At 60.8% G+C, this 15,617-nt stretch carries 16 protein-coding genes and 1 pseudogene; 11 read left to right on the top strand and 6 right to left on the bottom strand.

Going from position 1 to position 15,617, the window contains the following annotated elements; all coding sequences use genetic code 11:
• Nucleotides 1-71 precede the first annotated feature (71 nt).
• From nrdR to E3O56_RS04140, 11 genes are all read left to right on the top strand, one after another.
• Nucleotides 72-536 carry a transcriptional regulator NrdR gene (nrdR, locus tag E3O56_RS04190; protein ID WP_019818855.1) on the top strand — a complete coding sequence of 155 codons (465 nt, stop codon included), beginning with the start codon at nucleotides 72-74 and terminating at the stop codon, nucleotides 534-536.
• Nucleotides 533-1,660, top strand: coding sequence for a bifunctional diaminohydroxyphosphoribosylaminopyrimidine deaminase/5-amino-6-(5-phosphoribosylamino)uracil reductase RibD (gene ribD / locus E3O56_RS04185; RefSeq protein WP_032879247.1), 1,128 nt, complete (start codon nucleotides 533-535; stop codon nucleotides 1,658-1,660). The genes nrdR and ribD overlap by 4 nt, the downstream gene beginning before the upstream one ends.
• Before the next feature lie 48 nt (nucleotides 1,661-1,708).
• Nucleotides 1,709-2,371 (top strand): riboflavin synthase, encoded by a 663-nt coding sequence (locus tag E3O56_RS04180; RefSeq protein ID WP_005791849.1) that lies wholly within the window; start codon nucleotides 1,709-1,711, stop codon nucleotides 2,369-2,371.
• Between the two features lie 15 nt (nucleotides 2,372-2,386).
• Nucleotides 2,387-3,478 carry a bifunctional 3,4-dihydroxy-2-butanone-4-phosphate synthase/GTP cyclohydrolase II gene (gene ribBA / locus E3O56_RS04175; protein ID WP_003194579.1) on the top strand — a complete coding sequence of 364 codons (1,092 nt, stop codon included), beginning with the start codon at nucleotides 2,387-2,389 and terminating at the stop codon, nucleotides 3,476-3,478.
• Between the two features lie 88 nt (nucleotides 3,479-3,566).
• The gene (gene ribE, locus E3O56_RS04170; protein ID WP_078822443.1) at nucleotides 3,567-4,043 is read left to right on the top strand and encodes a 6,7-dimethyl-8-ribityllumazine synthase; all 477 of its coding nucleotides are present in this window, start codon (nucleotides 3,567-3,569) and stop codon (nucleotides 4,041-4,043) included.
• The gene (gene nusB / locus E3O56_RS04165) at nucleotides 4,040-4,540 is read left to right on the top strand and encodes a transcription antitermination factor NusB (protein ID WP_032879249.1); all 501 of its coding nucleotides are present in this window, start codon (nucleotides 4,040-4,042) and stop codon (nucleotides 4,538-4,540) included. The genes ribE and nusB overlap by 4 nt, the downstream gene beginning before the upstream one ends.
• An 18-nt stretch (nucleotides 4,541-4,558) precedes the next feature.
• Nucleotides 4,559-5,524, top strand: a complete 966-nt coding sequence (gene thiL / locus E3O56_RS04160) for a thiamine-phosphate kinase (RefSeq protein WP_078822442.1) — start codon at nucleotides 4,559-4,561, stop codon at nucleotides 5,522-5,524.
• Nucleotides 5,525-5,578: 54 nt separating this feature from the next.
• Nucleotides 5,579-6,313: a transporter substrate-binding domain-containing protein gene (locus E3O56_RS04155; protein WP_032879252.1), complete on the top strand. Its 735-nt coding sequence runs from the start codon at nucleotides 5,579-5,581 to the stop codon at nucleotides 6,311-6,313.
• Nucleotides 6,314-6,433: 120 nt separating this feature from the next.
• On the top strand, nucleotides 6,434-7,051 hold the full coding sequence (ribA, locus tag E3O56_RS04150) for a GTP cyclohydrolase II (RefSeq protein ID WP_005791841.1): 618 nt from the start codon (nucleotides 6,434-6,436) through the stop codon (nucleotides 7,049-7,051).
• Nucleotides 7,048-7,467 (top strand): nuclear FMR1 interacting 1 family protein, encoded by a 420-nt coding sequence (locus E3O56_RS04145; RefSeq protein WP_032879254.1) that lies wholly within the window; start codon nucleotides 7,048-7,050, stop codon nucleotides 7,465-7,467. The genes ribA and E3O56_RS04145 overlap by 4 nt, the downstream gene beginning before the upstream one ends.
• A complete protein-coding gene (locus E3O56_RS04140; RefSeq protein ID WP_248127913.1) occupies nucleotides 7,464-8,249 on the top strand; it encodes a cobalamin-binding protein in 786 nt (261 codons plus the stop codon). Before E3O56_RS04145 ends, E3O56_RS04140 begins: the two co-directional genes overlap by 4 nt.
• 90 nt (nucleotides 8,250-8,339) lie before the next feature.
• Here E3O56_RS04140 and E3O56_RS04135 read toward each other — a convergent pair whose 3' ends face one another.
• From E3O56_RS04135 to E3O56_RS04110, 6 genes and pseudogenes are all read right to left on the bottom strand, one after another.
• Nucleotides 8,340-10,214, bottom strand: coding sequence for a TonB-dependent receptor (locus tag E3O56_RS04135; protein ID WP_248127912.1), 1,875 nt, complete (start codon nucleotides 10,212-10,214; stop codon nucleotides 8,340-8,342).
• Nucleotides 10,215-10,386: 172 nt separating this feature from the next.
• The gene (gene dxs / locus E3O56_RS04130) at nucleotides 10,387-12,285 is read right to left on the bottom strand and encodes a 1-deoxy-D-xylulose-5-phosphate synthase (RefSeq protein ID WP_005791833.1); all 1,899 of its coding nucleotides are present in this window, start codon (nucleotides 12,283-12,285) and stop codon (nucleotides 10,387-10,389) included.
• 110 nt (nucleotides 12,286-12,395) lie between these two features.
• Nucleotides 12,396-13,283, bottom strand: a complete 888-nt coding sequence (gene ispA, locus E3O56_RS04125) for a (2E,6E)-farnesyl diphosphate synthase (RefSeq protein WP_032879258.1) — start codon at nucleotides 13,281-13,283, stop codon at nucleotides 12,396-12,398.
• A complete protein-coding gene (locus E3O56_RS04120; protein ID WP_005791829.1) occupies nucleotides 13,280-13,522 on the bottom strand; it encodes an exodeoxyribonuclease VII small subunit in 243 nt (80 codons plus the stop codon). Before E3O56_RS04120 ends, ispA begins: the two co-directional genes overlap by 4 nt.
• 705 nt (nucleotides 13,523-14,227) lie before the next feature.
• The gene (locus tag E3O56_RS04115) at nucleotides 14,228-14,560 is read right to left on the bottom strand and encodes a hypothetical protein (RefSeq protein WP_216090365.1); all 333 of its coding nucleotides are present in this window, start codon (nucleotides 14,558-14,560) and stop codon (nucleotides 14,228-14,230) included.
• A pseudogene (locus E3O56_RS04110) lies at nucleotides 14,557-15,617 on the bottom strand (RHS repeat-associated core domain-containing protein); the annotation flags it as partial. The gene E3O56_RS04115 and the pseudogene E3O56_RS04110, both read right to left, overlap by 4 nt.

The raw sequence follows: 15,617 nt of genomic DNA, 5'->3' as shown, positions 1-15,617 counted from the left end.
TAAAGGCTATGGCTTGTCTTGCGACGGGGATGCGCTACCATGGCCCTCCCATTTTTTGTTGCCTGCCAACCATGCACTGTCCCTTCTGCGGTGCCAACGACACCAAGGTCATTGACTCGCGTCTGGTCGCCGAGGGCGATCAAGTGCGTCGCCGGCGCGAATGCCTGGCCTGTGGTGAACGTTTCACCACCTTCGAAACCGCCGAACTGGTATTGCCCCGTCTGATCAAGTCCGACGGCAGCCGCCAGCCTTTCGACGAAGAAAAACTGCGTGCCGGTATGCAGCGCGCCCTGGAAAAACGCCCGGTGAGTGTAGAGCGCCTGGAAGCGGCGCTGGTGCATATCAAGCACAAGCTGCGGGCGACCGGCGAGCGCGAGGTCAAGAGCCTCGTGGTCGGCGAGCTGGTGATGGGCGAACTGCAAAAGCTCGACGAAGTCGCCTATATCCGTTTTGCCTCGGTGTATCGACGCTTCCAGGACCTCAATGAGTTCCGCGAAGAAATCGACCGCCTGGCCCGTGAGCCCTCCAAACAATGAAGTCTGAACAGGCAGTCCTCGACGCCCATTACATGGCGCGTGCCCTCGAATTGGCGCGCAAGGGCCTGTACACCACCCACCCCAACCCACGGGTGGGCTGTGTGATCGTGCGTGACGGGCAGATTGTCGGCGAAGGCTGGCATGAGCGCACCGGCGAGCCCCATGCCGAGCCGAATGCCCTGCGCGCCGCCGGTGAAAAGGCCCGCGGCGCGACGGTGTACGTGACGCTGGAGCCGTGCAGCCACCATGGACGTACGCCGCCGTGCGCCGATGCACTGGTGAGCGCCGGTGTGGCGCGGGTGGTGGCAGGTATGCAGGACCCGAACCCGGAAGTGGCCGGGCGTGGCATGCAGCGTCTGGCCCAGGCGGGTATCGAGGTGCGCAGTGGTGTCCTGGAAGCTGAGGCGCGGGCGCTTAACCCGGGGTTCCTCAAGCGCATGGAGCACGGTTTGCCGTTCGTGCGGGTCAAGCTGGCCATGAGCCTGGACGGCCGCACGGCGATGGCCAGCGGCGAAAGCCAATGGATCACCGGCCCCGCTGCCCGCGCCGCCGTCCAACGTCTGCGTGCCGAGGCGAGTGTGGTGTTGACCGGTGCCGATACGGTGCTGGCCGACGGCGCCCGCTTGACTGTGCGCGCCGCTGAGTTGGGCCTGGATGAACAAACCACCGCCCTGGCCATGTCGCGCCCGCCGCTGCGCGTGTTGATCGACGGCCGCTTGCGCGTGCCGCTCAATGCACCCTTCTTCAAGGCAGGCCCGGCACTGGTCATCACCTGCGTGGCCCCGGAGAACCAGTTTCCCCGTGGCCCAGAGTGCCTGGTGGTACCGGGTGTGGAGGGCCAGGTCGACCTGCGCTCGGCGCTGGTGGCATTGGCCGCCCGTGGCGTCAACGACGTGCTGGTGGAAGCGGGCCCGAGCCTGGCGGGCGCGTTTGCCCAGCAGGGCCTGGTGGATGAGTACGTCATATTCATCGCCGGCAAGTTCCTCGGCTCCGCTGCCCGGCCGTTGCTGGACTGGCCGCTTGAGAAGCTGGTCGACGCGCCCCAACTCAAGATCACTGACATGCGCGCTGTAGGCGACGACTGGCGAGTCACTGCCATTCCCGTCCCGACAGCGAGCGTATAATTCCCGGCCTGCGCTTAAGCGTCAGCCCCTCGTTTTCAGGAGAGCGAAATGTTCACCGGCATTATCGAATCCATCGGCAGCATCCGTGCAATGACCCCCAAAGGCGGCGACGTGCGCCTGCTGGTTGAAACCGGCAAGCTGGACCTCGGCGACGTCAAGCTGGGTGACAGTATCGCCGTCAGCGGCGTGTGCCTGACCGTTATTGAGCTGCCGGGCAACGGCTTTGCCGCCGACGTCAGCCGGGAAACCCTGGACTGCACCGCGATGAACGACCTCAAGGCCGGCAGCCCGGTCAACCTGGAAAAAGCCCTGACGCCAACCACGCGCCTGGGCGGTCACCTGGTCAGCGGCCATGTCGACGGTGTCGGCGAAGTGGTGGCCCGCAGTGAAAACGCACGCGCCGTGGAATTCCGCATCCGTGCGCCCAAAGAGCTGGCCAAGTACATTGCCCACAAGGGTTCGATTACCGTTGATGGCACCAGCCTGACCGTGAACGCCGTCAATGGCGCCGAATTTGAACTGACCATCATTCCCCACACCCTCAGCGAAACCATCATGGCCTCCTACCAGCCGGGGCGCCGGGTGAACCTGGAAGTGGACTTGCTTGCCCGTTACCTGGAGCGCCTGTTGCTGGGCGAAAAGGCCGCAGAGCCTGCATCAGGCAACATCACCGAAAGTTTTCTGGCCGCTAACGGCTACCTGAAATCCTGACCAAGGGGGTGCCGCGTGGCGCTCAATAGCATCGAAGAACTGGTTGAAGACATCCGCCAAGGCAAGATGGTCATCCTTATGGATGACGAAGATCGCGAGAACGAAGGCGACATCATCATGGCCGCCGAGGCGTGCAAGCCTGAGCACATCAACTTCATGGCCAAGCACGCCCGTGGTTTGATTTGCATGCCCATGAGCCGCGAACGCTGCGAGTTGCTCAAGCTGCCGTTGATGGCGCCGCGCAATGGGTCGGGTTTTGGCACCAAGTTCACGGTATCGATTGAAGCCACCACTGGCGTCACCACCGGTATCTCCGCCGCTGACCGCGCGCGTACCGTGCAAGCCGCCGCCGCCAAAGATGCCAAGGCCGAAGACATCGTCAGCCCCGGTCACATTTTCCCGCTGATGGCTCAACCGGGTGGCACCCTGGCTCGCGCCGGTCACACCGAAGCCGCCTGCGATCTGGCGCGCATGGCCGGTTTCGAGCCGAGCGGGGTGATCTGCGAAGTGATGAACGACGACGGCACCATGGCCCGTCGCACCGAACTGGAAGCCTTTGCCGCCGAACACAACCTCAAGATCGGCACCATTGCCGACCTGATCCACTACCGCATGATCCACGAACGTACCGTTCAGCGGATTGCCGAGCAGCCGCTGGACAGCGAACTGGGCCAATTCAATTTGGTGACCTACCGTGATTCAGTGGAAGGCGACGTGCATATGGCCCTGACCCTGGGCAACATTTGCGCCGAAGAGCCGACCCTGGTGCGGGTGCACAACATGGACCCTCTGCGCGACCTGTTGATGGTCAAGCAACCCGGCCGCTGGAGCCTGCGCGCCGCCATGGCCGCGGTTTCCGAGGCTGGCAGCGGTGTGGTGCTGTTGCTCGGTCACCCGCTGGACGGCGACGTATTGCTGGCGCACATCCGCGAAACCGCCGACGCCGTGCCGGTGAAAAAACCGACCACCTACAGCATCGTCGGTGCCGGTTCGCAGATCCTGCGCGACCTGGGCGTGCGCAAAATGCGCCTGATGAGCGCACCGATGAAATTTAATGCGATATCCGGATTCGACCTGGAAGTTGTAGAATACGTGCCCTCCGAATAAAGGCCGGCGATTTCTGCCCCTTGTTCGCGGTTAAATCATCACTGAGGGACGCACTTTTCGCGTCCCGGCTCTTTAAGAGATTTGTCGAATGACCCTGAAGACCATCGAAGGTACCTTCATCGCCCCCAAAGGCCGCTATGCCCTGGTGGTTGGCCGCTTCAACAGCTTCGTGGTTGAAAGCCTGGTAAGCGGTGCGGTTGACGCCCTGGTTCGCCACGGTGTGAGCGAGAGCGATATCACCCTTATCCGCGCCCCTGGCGCCTTCGAAATTCCACTGGTTGCGCAAAAAGTTGCTCAGCAGGGTGAATACGCGGCGATCATCGCCCTGGGCGCGGTCATTCGTGGCGGCACCCCGCACTTCGAATACGTAGCCGGCGAATGCACCAAGGGCCTGTCCCAGGTGTCCATGGAGTTCGGCGTGCCAGTCGCTTTCGGCGTACTGACCGTTGATTCCATCGAGCAAGCCATCGAGCGTTCCGGCACCAAAGCCGGTAACAAGGGCGCTGAAGCTGCCTTGTCCGCGCTGGAAATGGTCAGCCTGCTGTCGCAGTTGGAGGCCAAGTGATTTCCGACGAAAGCGATCGTTTCAACCCGCGTGACGAGCGTCCAGCCGATGCCGGCAAGCCTTCGAAAAGCGAAAAGCGCCGTGCGGCCCGTCAGCTCGCCACCCAGGCGCTGTACCAGCGTCATATGGCTGGCACTTCGCTGAACGAGATCGAAGCGCAATTTCGCGTCGATAACGACTTCACCTTTGCTGACCAGAGCTACTTCCACGACATCCTGCACGGTGTTCCGGCCAACATGACCGAGATCGATGCTGCGCTGACGCCATGCCTGGACCTGACCCTCGAAGAGCTGGACCCGGTTGAGCTGGCGGTACTGCGCCTGTCCACCTGGGAGCTGCTCAAGCGCGTTGACGTACCGTACCGCGTGGTGATCAACGAAGGCATCGAACTGGCGAAGGTCTACGGTTCGACCGACGGTCACAAGTTCGTCAATGGCGTGCTCGACAAGCTGGCCCCGCGCCTGCGTGAAGCCGAAGTAAAGGAACACAAGCGCTAATCTGCGCTTGAGTCCCGCATGGGCGAGTTCGAGCTGATCCGCAAGTACTTCGCCGCCGCGCCTTGTGCGCAAGGCGGCGATGGCATTGCCCTGGGGATCGGCGACGACTGTGCCTTGCTGGCGCTGCCCGCCGGAGAGCAACTGGCGGTCTCTACCGATACGCTGGTGGCCGGCGTGCATTTTGCCGACCCCTGTGACCCGTACCTGCTCGGCCAGCGCTCGCTGGCCGTGGCGGTGAGCGACCTGGCCGCCATGGGCGCCGACCCCCTCGCGTTTACCCTTGCCCTGACCACGCCGACCGTGGATGCCGATTGGCTGCAACGCTATGCCCAAGGCCTGAACGCCATGGCGCAACGTTGCGGCGTGGGCTTGGTGGGCGGCGATACCACCCGAGGGCCACTGAGCCTGACCCTGACCGTATTTGGCCGCGTACCGGCCGGGCAGGCGTTGACGCGCAGTGGTGCGCAGCCGGGTGACCTGCTGTGTGTGGGCGGCGAACTGGGCGATGCCGCTGGTGCTTTGCCATTGGTCTTGGGCCAACGCACGGCGGATGCGGCAGTTGCCGAGCCGCTGCTGGCACATTACTGGTCGCCGCAACCGCAGTTGGCCCTGGGGCTGACGTTGCGGGGCAAGGCGAGCGCGGCCATGGATATCTCCGACGGGCTGCTGGCCGATTGTGGGCATATCGCCAAGGCTTCGGCGGTCAGCCTGGTGATCGAACGTCACAGGTTGCCGTTATCTACCGCCTTGCTGACATTTGTCGGCGAGGATCAGGCCCGCGTCGCGGCGTTGAGCGGGGGCGATGACTACGTGCTGGCATTTACCTTGCCGATATCCGCGTTGGCACCTTTGCGAGCGGGCGGCTGGCCGATTCACGTGATCGGTCGGGTCGAAGCGGGGCAGGGCGTGACCCTGCTCGATGCCCATGGTCAGGACATTACACCGGCCGTGCGCGGCTATCAGCATTTTCGCGAGACGCCGTAGCCAGCGTCCTGCGCTACCCTTTATCTGATGATTACCACGTAGGAAGCCGTCACTATGGTCGTGCGCTGCTGGCTGCTGATCGCTCTGTGTGCCTTTACCTCTGTACTTCAGGCGGATGAGGCGTCGGTGCCCGGCAAGGTCATGCTGGCCGGCGAAGAGTGGAACGACTACACCAATAAAGATGGCAGCGGCCTGGCCTGGGACGTGGTGCGCCAGATCTTCGAGCCGGTAGGCATCACCCTGCAGACCCGCAGCGAGCCCTACACCCGCTCGGTCGGCCTGGCCCAGCGTGGCGAGGTGGATGGATGCGTCGGCACCTATCGCAATGAAGTCAGCGGGGTGTTGTACCCCCGCTGGAACTTCGACGCCGACCACGTATACGCCCTTGGGCTCGCCACTGCGCCTACGCCGACACAGGCGACGCTGGGCGACTACCGCCTGGCCTGGGTGCGTGGCTACAAGTACGAGCAATACCTGCCCAATGTGCGCCGCTTCAACCAGATCGAACGGCGCGACGGTATCCTGCCAATGCTGCAATACGGTCGCGCCGATTTCTATATCGATGCCCTCACTGAAGCCAAGTATGTACTCAGCCAGGCGCAAGACCCGGCGCTGTTCAAACTTACGCATATCGCCGAGTTGCCGCTCTACATAGCCTTTGCCGATACCGAGCGCGGCAGGGCGTTGATGGCGGTGTATGACCAGCGTTTGGCCGCCCTGGTCAAGACCGGCGAGCTCAAAGCGACTTTTGCGCGCTGGAAACAGCCGTATCCGTTCCCGGGCCCATAGAACTGACGCGAAGGCCAATCGAACCTATTGATCTTTATCAGCGATAATTCAGCTTAAGCGTCTGTAGGAACCTGCTGTTACAATGGCCGCCTCTGTGAAATCTGAAATCAGGAGCACACGGTGCCCGTCGTTTTCGTCGCCGCTTCCAAGCTGCCTACCCCTTTTGCCACGTTCACCATGAACGGCTTTCTCGAAGAAGCCACCGGGCGCGAGCACGTTGTGCTCAGCCTCGGCGACATCACGGATGGCGCGCCGGTGCTGGGGCGCGTGCATTCCGAGTGCCTGACCGGCGATGCGCTGTTCAGCCAGCGCTGTGACTGCGGCTCGCAACTGGAAGCCGCTTTGCAAGCCATCGCCCGTGAAGGCCGTGGCGTGCTGCTGTACTTGCGTCAGGAAGGCCGTGGCATTGGCTTGTTGAACAAGATCCGCGCCTACGAACTGCAAGATGGCGGCGCCGACACCGTGGAAGCCAACGAGCGCCTGGGCTTTGCCGCCGACCAGCGCGACTACGCGATCTGCCTGCCGATGCTTGAGCACCTGGGGGTCAAATCCCTGCGCCTGATGACCAACAACCCGCGCAAGGTCAAAGCCTTGACCGAGATGGGCATCACCGTGGCCGAGCGCGTGCCGCTGCACACCGGGCACAATCCGCACAACAAGCTCTACCTGGCGACCAAAGCCAGCAAGCTCGACCATATGATGGGCAACGAGCACCAGGGCGAGGTCGACCGCGCGTGACTCGCGGCCAGGTGAAACGGCGGTTATCCTTCAACTGGTGGCAGTACCTGGCTTTGGCATTGCTGCCCCTGTTTGTGATCAATCTGCTGTTTGGCCGTGCTGAACCCCTGCTGCCCGTGCTGGCCATGCCGTTCTTCATTGCCGGCGTGGCCTCGATGTTTCTCAGCCTGCGTTATTTTCACGGCTATAAACATGCGCTGATCGCTACTTCCAAAGCCCTCGATACCCCTGAAGAACCTGCTGCCTGGATCACCCTGGCGGCGCGTCGGCGCACGGCTTTGCTGGTAGCCGCGCTACCGGCCTGGATCGGTGCGCTGGCGGTGTTCGTGGGGCTGGAAGCGGTGCCACTGTTCCTGCTGGCAATGTCGACCATGGTGCTGTTTTACCTCTACCGCATTCCGCGTCAACTGGGATGAGCCGCTACTGGCTGGCACTGCTGCTCGTATTGAGTGTTCAGGCGATGGCAGCCGAACGAGTGGTCAGCCTGGCGCCGTCGCTGTCTGAAATCGTCGTTGAGCTGGGCGCAGCCGACCTGTTGGTGGGTGTGCTTGATGGTGGTGAGCGGCCAACAGCACTGGCAACGGTTGCGTCGGTCGGGCATTACGGCCAGCTGGATATGGAGCGTCTGCTCAGCCTGAAGCCCGACCTGGTCCTGCTGTGGCCCGGCAGCGTCGGCCCGGCCCAGCGTGAGCAGCTTCAGCGGTTGAATATCCCGGTGTATATCGCCGAGCCCCATAGCCTTGAGCAACTGACTACTCAGGTCCAGGCCATTGCCGAGCAATTGGGCCGAGCTGAGGCAGGGCGCCAGCTCGCTGCACAACTACGCCAGCGCTTGGCCGAGTTGCGCCAGCGCTATCAGCGGGCCGAGCCGTTGCGGGTGTTTTACCAAGTGTGGAACCAACCGCTGTACACCGTGGGTGGTGGGCAGATCATCAGCGATGCGCTCAGTGTGTGCGGGGCGCGTAATGTGTTTGATGATCTGAAGTTGCCGGCGCCGCAGGTCAATATCGAGTCGGTGCTGGCGCGTGATCCCGAGGTGATCCTGGTGGGTGATCAAGCTCAGAGACAAGCGTGGAAGGCATGGTCGATGATGTCTTCGCGGGTGCGATTAGTGCCGGACAAGGGCCTGGAGCGGCCCAGCGGGCAGATGTTGGAGGCGGTGGGGCGGTTGTGTCAGGTTTTATCGCCTAACCTGTGAAACCGCTATCGCAGGCAAGCCAGCTCCCACAGGGGAATGCATTTCAATTGTGGGAGCTGGCTTGCCTGTGATGACGTCGGTGCAGGTCCCTCAGAACTCAGGCGTCCATGTCAGCCCAACCATCCACACCCGACCTTCTTCACGATAATTCTGAGCCTCGCCGAGGTAGCTGTACTTCGCCCGGGCATAAGACCTGTCCAGCACGTTATCCACCTTCAGCGACAACGACACCTCTCGGTTCAACGCCCAACTGCTGCGTAGCCCCAACAAGGCATACCCGCCCAAACGGTTGCGGTTGGCTTCATCATCGTAGCTGCTGCTGATCGCCTGCCAGCTCGCGCCAACGCCCAGCTTGTCGAACTGCCGATCCAGATCCAGGTTCAATGTACGCCGAGCGCGACGTGCCAGGGTGTGGCCGCTGTCACGGTCACGCGGGTCGATAAGCGACAGGCCCAGGTTGCCCTGCCAGCCAAACACTTCCTGCTTGAGCGCCGCTTCAAAGCCGTTGATCCGCGCCGATGCCACGTTTTGCGGCTTGCCGGCGTCAAGGATGATCGCGTCGCTCAGGTCGGTACGATACAGCGAGGCTTCCACCCGTGTGCTGTCGGTCAGTTGGCTGCGCCATTGCAGCTCGTAGCTCTTTGATGTCTCGGGCTGCAGATTGGGGTTGCTGTACTGCATGTCGGGGTAATAGAGGTCGTTGAAGGTCGGCGCGCGGAAGCCTTCGCTGTAGCTCAAGAGTAGGTCGTTGTCAGGGTTGACCGGTACGGTCAGGGTGCCGCTCCAGCTATTTTGACCGCCGAACTGCTGGTTCTGGTCGCGACGCAGCCCAAGCTCGGTGGAAAACCACTCGCTGTGGAAGCGGTGCTGCACAAAGGCGGCGCGGTTCCAGCGGCTGTTTTCGGTAAAGGTGGTGGAGCCGTGGAAGCGGTCTTCATACCAGTCGCCACCGACGATCAGGTTGTTCTGCTCATTCAGCGTCAGGTCGTTCTGCCAGTTGACCGAGTCGCGGTAGGTATTGAACACGCTGAAATCATCACTGAGCGTATCGCGCTTGGTGTCACGGTTTTCGCTGTGGCCCAACTCCAGGCGCGACTGCCAGGTCTCATTGAGCTTGGCATCGACATAACCGCTGGCGCTGCTGACGGTGTAATCGGTGTAGGGTTTCTGGCCGACGCTCTGCCCGGTGGCGCCGTTGTAGCGGCCATAACTGTTGTCGTACTCCGACTTGCCACGGTTATCCAGCAGATTGAAACCTACCTCCAGCTCATCGCTGAACGAATGGCGGAGGTTCAGGCTGATGGACTGGTTTCGGTAGGCATCATGGTCGCCGTCACTGGGGAACGACGCGTGGCTCGCGTTGATACCTGCGGTTTCATCCAGGCTTGCGCCCAGGTTGAAGCGCGTATGTTCATCGCCGCCCGACAAGCCCAGGCTACGTTCCCACGTCTGGTTACTGCCAAACCCGAGCTTCAAGCGCGGCTGCAAGCCTTGCTCGGCATTGCGCCGGGTAAACACCTGGATCACTCCGCCAATCGCGTCGCTGCCGTAAATGACCGAGCGGGAACCGCGCAGCACTTCTACACGCTCAATCTGATCGACGTTCAGATATTGCAGGCCACTATCACCGGTGGTGGTGTTGGCAATGCGCTGGCCGTCCACCAGTACCAGGCTTTGTGCGGCCTTTGTGCCTCGAATGAAGATCCCCGGCAAACTGCCACGCCCACCGGTCGGCGCAACCTGCACACCGGGCACGCGGCTGAGCAGGTCGGTGACGCTGGTGGGTTGCAGGCGGTCGATGTCGGCGCGGGTGAAGACGGTGTTGGCAGCGCTGCTGTCGTTACGCGCCTGCACTTGGCGGTTGGCGCTGATGACCACATCGGAGAGCTTCAAGGCCTGGTCGCGGGTGTCGGCGAGCAGATCGGCGGCGGGTAAAAGCAGCAGGGCGAGGCACAGGCGTTTCATGGGCTGTCCATAGCGGTTTTGAAGGTGATACAAGTTAAATGTGGGAGGGGCGGTGCGACGATTCGACTTGCTCCCGATTACAGTGTGTCAGTCAGAACATCTGGTACTGATACACCGCTATCGGGAGCAAGTCGAATCGTCGCACCGCCCCTCCCACATTTAGTCCCGGTTTCTACAGGGCCAGAAGCGCCAAACGCTCGCGCACCGAAGCCTCGATGCCGGCCTCGTCCAAGCCACACTCAGCCAGCATCTGCGCCGGCTTGGCGTGCTCGACGTACACATCCGGCAAGCCCAGGTGCAGCACCGATTTGAGGATGTTCTCCCGCGCCAGGAACTCGCTGACTGCCGCGCCGGCGCCGCCCATGATGGCGTTCTCTTCGACGGTCACCAACAACTCATGGCTGGCGGCGATTTCGCGTACCAGCGCCTCATCCAACGGTTTGACGAAACGCATGTCCACCACTGTGGCATCAAGCTTTTCAGCCACTTTCAGCGCTTCGGCCAGTTGTACGCCAAACACCAGGAATGCAGTTTTGCTGCCTTGGCGACGCACGACGCCTTTGCCGATTTCAATCGGCTCCAGGTCTTTCTCGATCACGGCATTCGGGCCATTGCCCCGCGGATACCGCACAGCGGCCGGGCCGTTGTACAGGTGGCCGGTGCTGAGCATCTTGCGCAGTTCGTTTTCGTCGCTGGGCGTCATCACCAGTATGCCGGGGATGCAGCGCAGGTAGGACAGGTCGAAGCTGCCAGCATGGGTCGGGCCGTCTTCGCCCACCAGGCCGGCGCGGTCGATGGCGAACAGCACGTCGAGGTTCTGCACCGCCACATCGTGAACCAACTGGTCATAACCGCGTTGCAGGAAGGTGGAGTAGATCGCCACCACCGGCTTGGCGCCTTCGCAGGCCATGCCGGCGGCGAAGGTGACAGCGTGCTGCTCGGCAATCGCCACGTCGAAGTAACGCAACGGGAAACGCTCGCTGAACGCCACCAGGTCGGAGCCTTCCTTCATCGCCGGAGTAATGCCCACCAGGCGTGGGTCGGCAGCCGCCATGTCGCACAGCCATTCGCCAAACACACCGGAATACTTCGGCCCGCTAGCCTTTTTCGGCGCGGCGGCGGGCGCGTCCAGGGGTTCGAGCTTGGTGATCGCGTGGTAACCAATCGGGTCGACTTCAGCCGGGGCGAAGCCTTTGCCCTTCTTGGTGACGATATGCAGGAACTGCGGGCCCTTGAGGTCGCGCATGTTGCGCAAGGTGGCGATCAGGGTCGGCAGGTCGTGGCCATCGATAGGGCCGATGTAGTTCCAGCCCAGCTCTTCGAACAGGGTGCCGGGCACCAGCATGCCCTTGGCATATTCTTCGGTGCGACGGGCGATTTCCCACGCGCCAGGCAGACGCGACAGCACTTTCTTGCTGCCTTCGCGCATGCTGGCGTAGGTGCGGCTGGAGAGGATTTTCGCCAGGTAATTGGACAGGCCACCGACATTGCGCGAGATCGACATGTCGTTGTCGTTGAGGATCACCAACATGTTGGCATCCACTTCTGGCGCATGGTTGAGCGCTTCGAAGGCCATGCCGGCAGTCAGCGCGCCATCCCCGATCACGGCAATCGCCTTGCGATCGCTGTTTTGCAGACGGGCGGCAATCGCCATGCCCAACGCTGCACTGATGGACGTGCTGGAGTGGCCGACGCCAAAGGTGTCGTACTCGCTCTCGGAACGGCGCGGGAAGGCGGCCAGGCCGTCCTTCTGGCGCAGGCTGCCCATGCGCTCGCGACGGCCGGTGAGGATTTTATGCGGATATGCCTGATGGCCCACGTCCCACACCAGCCGGTCGTCCGGGGTGTCGAACACGTAATGCAGGGCGATGGTCAGCTCGATCACGCCCAGCCCGGCGCCGAAATGCCCACCGGTCTGGCCGACCGTGTAGAGCAATTCCAGGCGCAACTCATCGGCCAGGGTTTCCAGCTCGGCTTCACCCAGTCGACGCAGGCCGTCCGGCGTGGCAGCGCGGTCGAGCAGGGGCGTGGACGGGCGTTTGCGGGGAATCTCTTGAAACGTCGTGGGCATCAGGCGAATCGTTATAGGTATAGAAGAGGCGGCAGTTTACCTCAAGCGGTGCAAACTGCCCACGCAGGGCGCCGAACTTGGCCGATATGCGGCGCAAATGGCCGGGGTTGTCAGTGGCGGCGCTCGACGATATACCGCGCCAGGTCACGCAGCGGCTCGGCCGCCGCGTCGAAAGGTCGCAGGGCATCCAGGGCCTGGTCACGCAGCTCAATGGCGTATGCCTTGGCGGCTTCCAGCCCCAGCAGAGCCGGATACGTCGGCTTGTCCCGTGCAATATCGGCGCCTTGGCGTTTGCCGAGGGTGGCGGTATCGCTTTCCACGTCGAGAATATCGTCCTGCACCTGGAAGGCCAGGCCGATCGCGCGGGAATAAGTCTGCAGGGCCGCCAGTTGCTCGGCGTCGGCGCGGCCGCTGGCCAGGGCGCCCAGGTGCACGGCGGCTTCGATCAACGCGCCGGTCTTGTGGCGATGCATGTATTCAAGGGCTTCTTGATCCAGCTTGAGGCTGACCGAACCCATGTCGATGGCTTGGCCGCCGACCATTCCGGCCGGGCCAGCAGCGTGGGCCAGAGCAGTAACCATGCGCAGGCGGATCTCGGCGTTGACGCTGCTTAGCGCCGGGTCCAGCAACGCGCTGAACGCCAGGCTCTGCAAGCCATCCCCGGCCAGGATCGCGTAAGCCTCATCGAAGGCTTTGTGGGTCGTGGGCTGGCCGCGACGCAGATCGTCGTCATCCATCGCCGGCAGGTCGTCGTGTACCAGGGAGTAAGCGTGGATCAACTCCACCGCACACGCTGCGCCATTGGCCTCGGCCGCCGGCGCGCCCAGGGCTTCGCAGGCCGCATAGGCCAGCAACGGGCGCACCCGCTTGCCGCCATTCATCACGCTGTAGCGCATGGCTTCATAGAGGCGCGTCAATTCCGGGCTTGGCGCAGCAAACAAGGGCTCCAGCGCCGCATTCACCCGGGCTTGGCTACTGGCCTGATACGCGCTGATCATTCCGGCTGTTCCGCATCGAAAGGCTCTTGCGCCAACTCCCCGTCGCGCTCCAGCAGCACCTGGACCTTCTGCTCCGCCTGCGCCAACGCGCTCTGACAGTCGCGGGTCAGGCCAATGCCTTGCTCAAATGCCGTCAACGAGTCTTCCAGCGACAACTCGCCGTTCTCCAGACGCTCGACCAGGGTTTGCAGGTCGGCGAGGGATTGTTCGAAATCCAGTGCAACTTTTTTGCGGGCCATGGCGGCAATTCCGGTAGACGGTAAACCGGCGCGACACTAGCAGACATGGGGGATTGGGGCAAATGAGTGGGGCTGTTACTGCTGGGCGGGATTGATCTGATAACGCGTGCTGCGGCCGCCTCCGGGGAGGCGTGTCAGGTAGTTTTTTCCAGTAGGTCGGCCAGGTGGCGTGTTGTTGATTCATAAGGGGACGCCTGGGGGCGTGTGAGCCGAATAGAAAGAGTATTCGGCTCATTTTGTGAGCTGATTGTGCTTTGTATTCGGCTCATCGTCGAGGCGCTACTGGGCCACAGAGTGCGTTCTCAGGGGGGCGTTTGATATTCAACGGAAGCTGACGTCGATTCTGTCGACTTTTAGTTTTATGAAGCGCTCGTTACATTCAGGATGGTCGTAGTGAATGTCCTCATCGTTTAATGAGACGAAGCTGTGAAATTGTGTGTCGCGTAGGGTTCCATAAAGTAGGTAAGCATATCCGGGATTTGTCTTTTCAATCAGTGGTGTTCTCGGTTCAACCCTTTCAATCTCGTAATCGTCAGATAGATTCATTGTCAGCTCGACGTCATACGTCTTTCCGACTTCTATCTCATGTGGGGAATAGCTGACGAAGCAATTAATGATGACTCCCTCGATGAGCAGTATTACGTCCTCTTCTATATGGATACTGGTTTCTATAACTCGTGCTTTCTTTAATTTCACGTCTAGTGCCTAGAAGTAGAAAAAAACACCGGTTTTTCTATCGATAGCTAACTGGGTTAAATGGATTATTTTTTCTAATAGTTCGGGGTTTTCAGGCAAGGATTTTTTTTTAAAAATTCTTAGCATTTCGGTGAGCTCTTCGGAGGTGTTAATGTGTTCGTCCTCATAGTCATCGATGATCTTTTTTAAAGAATCATTGATCTCCTCGTATATTCCCGATTTCAAGAGTTGTTGGTGCTCTATGCTTGTGAGGAGCACACGCTCCATCTGGTCGTTTGGGCACGCATTTAGGTCTAGCAAAAACATGGCTTCGCCAGTCAAGGGCGTACAAATCAATTTCATCGAGAATTTCCTTTTTTAAAATGTGTGACTTCATTGTATTCGCTTTGTGTTCTTCCCATCTGTTTGCCAGAAGAGGAGGTTTTGTTGTTGGGGATTGCTCCGGCTAAACTAAGATAACGCCTGGATCCCGGCAAGGACGGGTCGTGAATTCTAAAGTAATTACCATTAAGGTCCTCCACTATTTCAATCCCGCTCTGAGGGTTTTTGTATATTTTTTTTCCTTTATCTGTAGTTATTACTATCGGGTCAGGTCCAGCAAATTTAACGATATTTTCGTTCAGGTCAGCGGTCTGCCAATTGGCCGAGTACCGGGCTGCTCGCTGTGCTCCTCCTGCTTTTGGTAGCTCTGGTTGACCCTCATTAACTCGAACTGCCTGGGCTGATTCACGCGCTTCAATCTCGGGCTTACAGCCATCTTCACCGGGGCATGCATTTAGACCTAGTGGATCCACCCATCCCGTCGGATTGGGTACATACCGGTACCCATTGACCCCACCCGCCAACTTCACCGGATCCGGCGTCAGGTAACGACCAATATCTGGATTGTAGTAGCGATGGCGGTTGTAGTGCAGGCCGCTTTCTTGATCGAAATACTGCCCCTGAAAACGCAGCGGATTGTCGATTTTGCCTACGTCGAGCCGGGCGATCTGACCGTAGGCGCGGTAGTGGGCGGACCAGACGATTTCGCCCTCGGGGCTGGTCAGTTACTGCGGTGTGCCGAGGTGGTCGAGTTGGTAGTGGTAGGGTGTTGTGGCTTGTGGTCCGTAGCCTTCCAGCAGTGCCAGCGGGCGGAAGCTGTTGGGCTCGTAGATATAACTGTGATGACAGTCCCCATGGTGCTCGGCAATCAGCTTGTCGCCTTGCCAGAAAAACTCCGTGGTTATGTCATCCACGGTCTTGCTGACACGCCGGCCAAACGGGTCATAGCGATAACTAGCGGTTTCGCCGTTCGGCTTTGTAATGGTGATTAACCGATGCTGGCAGTCGTAGCGATATTCGGTGACGAGTTGATGGCCTTTGCCGCGCCGTTCGCGGATCAGGTTGCCGAAGGCGTCGT

It is taken from the genome of Pseudomonas sp. W2Aug9, from assembly GCF_023127755.1.
GTDB lineage: Bacteria > Pseudomonadota > Gammaproteobacteria > Pseudomonadales > Pseudomonadaceae > Aquipseudomonas > Aquipseudomonas synxantha_A.
This window is presented reverse-complemented; position numbering and strand designations above follow the sequence as displayed.

Excerpts from the sequence above, each read along its gene's own strand:
- ribE (WP_078822443.1), top strand. The coding sequence starts at position 3,567 with ATGACCCTGAAGACCATCGAAGGTACCTTCATCGCCCCCAAAGGCCGC.
- thiL (WP_078822442.1), top strand. The coding sequence starts at position 4,559 with ATGGGCGAGTTCGAGCTGATCCGCAAGTACTTCGCCGCCGCGCCTTGT.
- E3O56_RS04120 (WP_005791829.1), bottom strand. The coding sequence starts at position 13,522 with ATGGCCCGCAAAAAAGTTGCACTGGATTTCGAACAATCCCTCGCCGAC.
- E3O56_RS04115 (WP_216090365.1), bottom strand. The coding sequence starts at position 14,560 with ATGAAATTGATTTGTACGCCCTTGACTGGCGAAGCCATGTTTTTGCTA.
- ribD (WP_032879247.1), top strand. The coding sequence starts at position 533 with ATGAAGTCTGAACAGGCAGTCCTCGACGCCCATTACATGGCGCGTGCC.
- E3O56_RS04140 (WP_248127913.1), top strand. The coding sequence starts at position 7,464 with ATGAGCCGCTACTGGCTGGCACTGCTGCTCGTATTGAGTGTTCAGGCG.
- E3O56_RS04155 (WP_032879252.1), top strand. The coding sequence starts at position 5,579 with ATGGTCGTGCGCTGCTGGCTGCTGATCGCTCTGTGTGCCTTTACCTCT.
- ispA (WP_032879258.1), bottom strand. The coding sequence starts at position 13,283 with ATGATCAGCGCGTATCAGGCCAGTAGCCAAGCCCGGGTGAATGCGGCG.
- nrdR (WP_019818855.1), top strand. The coding sequence starts at position 72 with ATGCACTGTCCCTTCTGCGGTGCCAACGACACCAAGGTCATTGACTCG.
- dxs (WP_005791833.1), bottom strand. The coding sequence starts at position 12,285 with ATGCCCACGACGTTTCAAGAGATTCCCCGCAAACGCCCGTCCACGCCC.
- E3O56_RS04135 (WP_248127912.1), bottom strand. The coding sequence starts at position 10,214 with ATGAAACGCCTGTGCCTCGCCCTGCTGCTTTTACCCGCCGCCGATCTG.
- E3O56_RS04180 (WP_005791849.1), top strand. The coding sequence starts at position 1,709 with ATGTTCACCGGCATTATCGAATCCATCGGCAGCATCCGTGCAATGACC.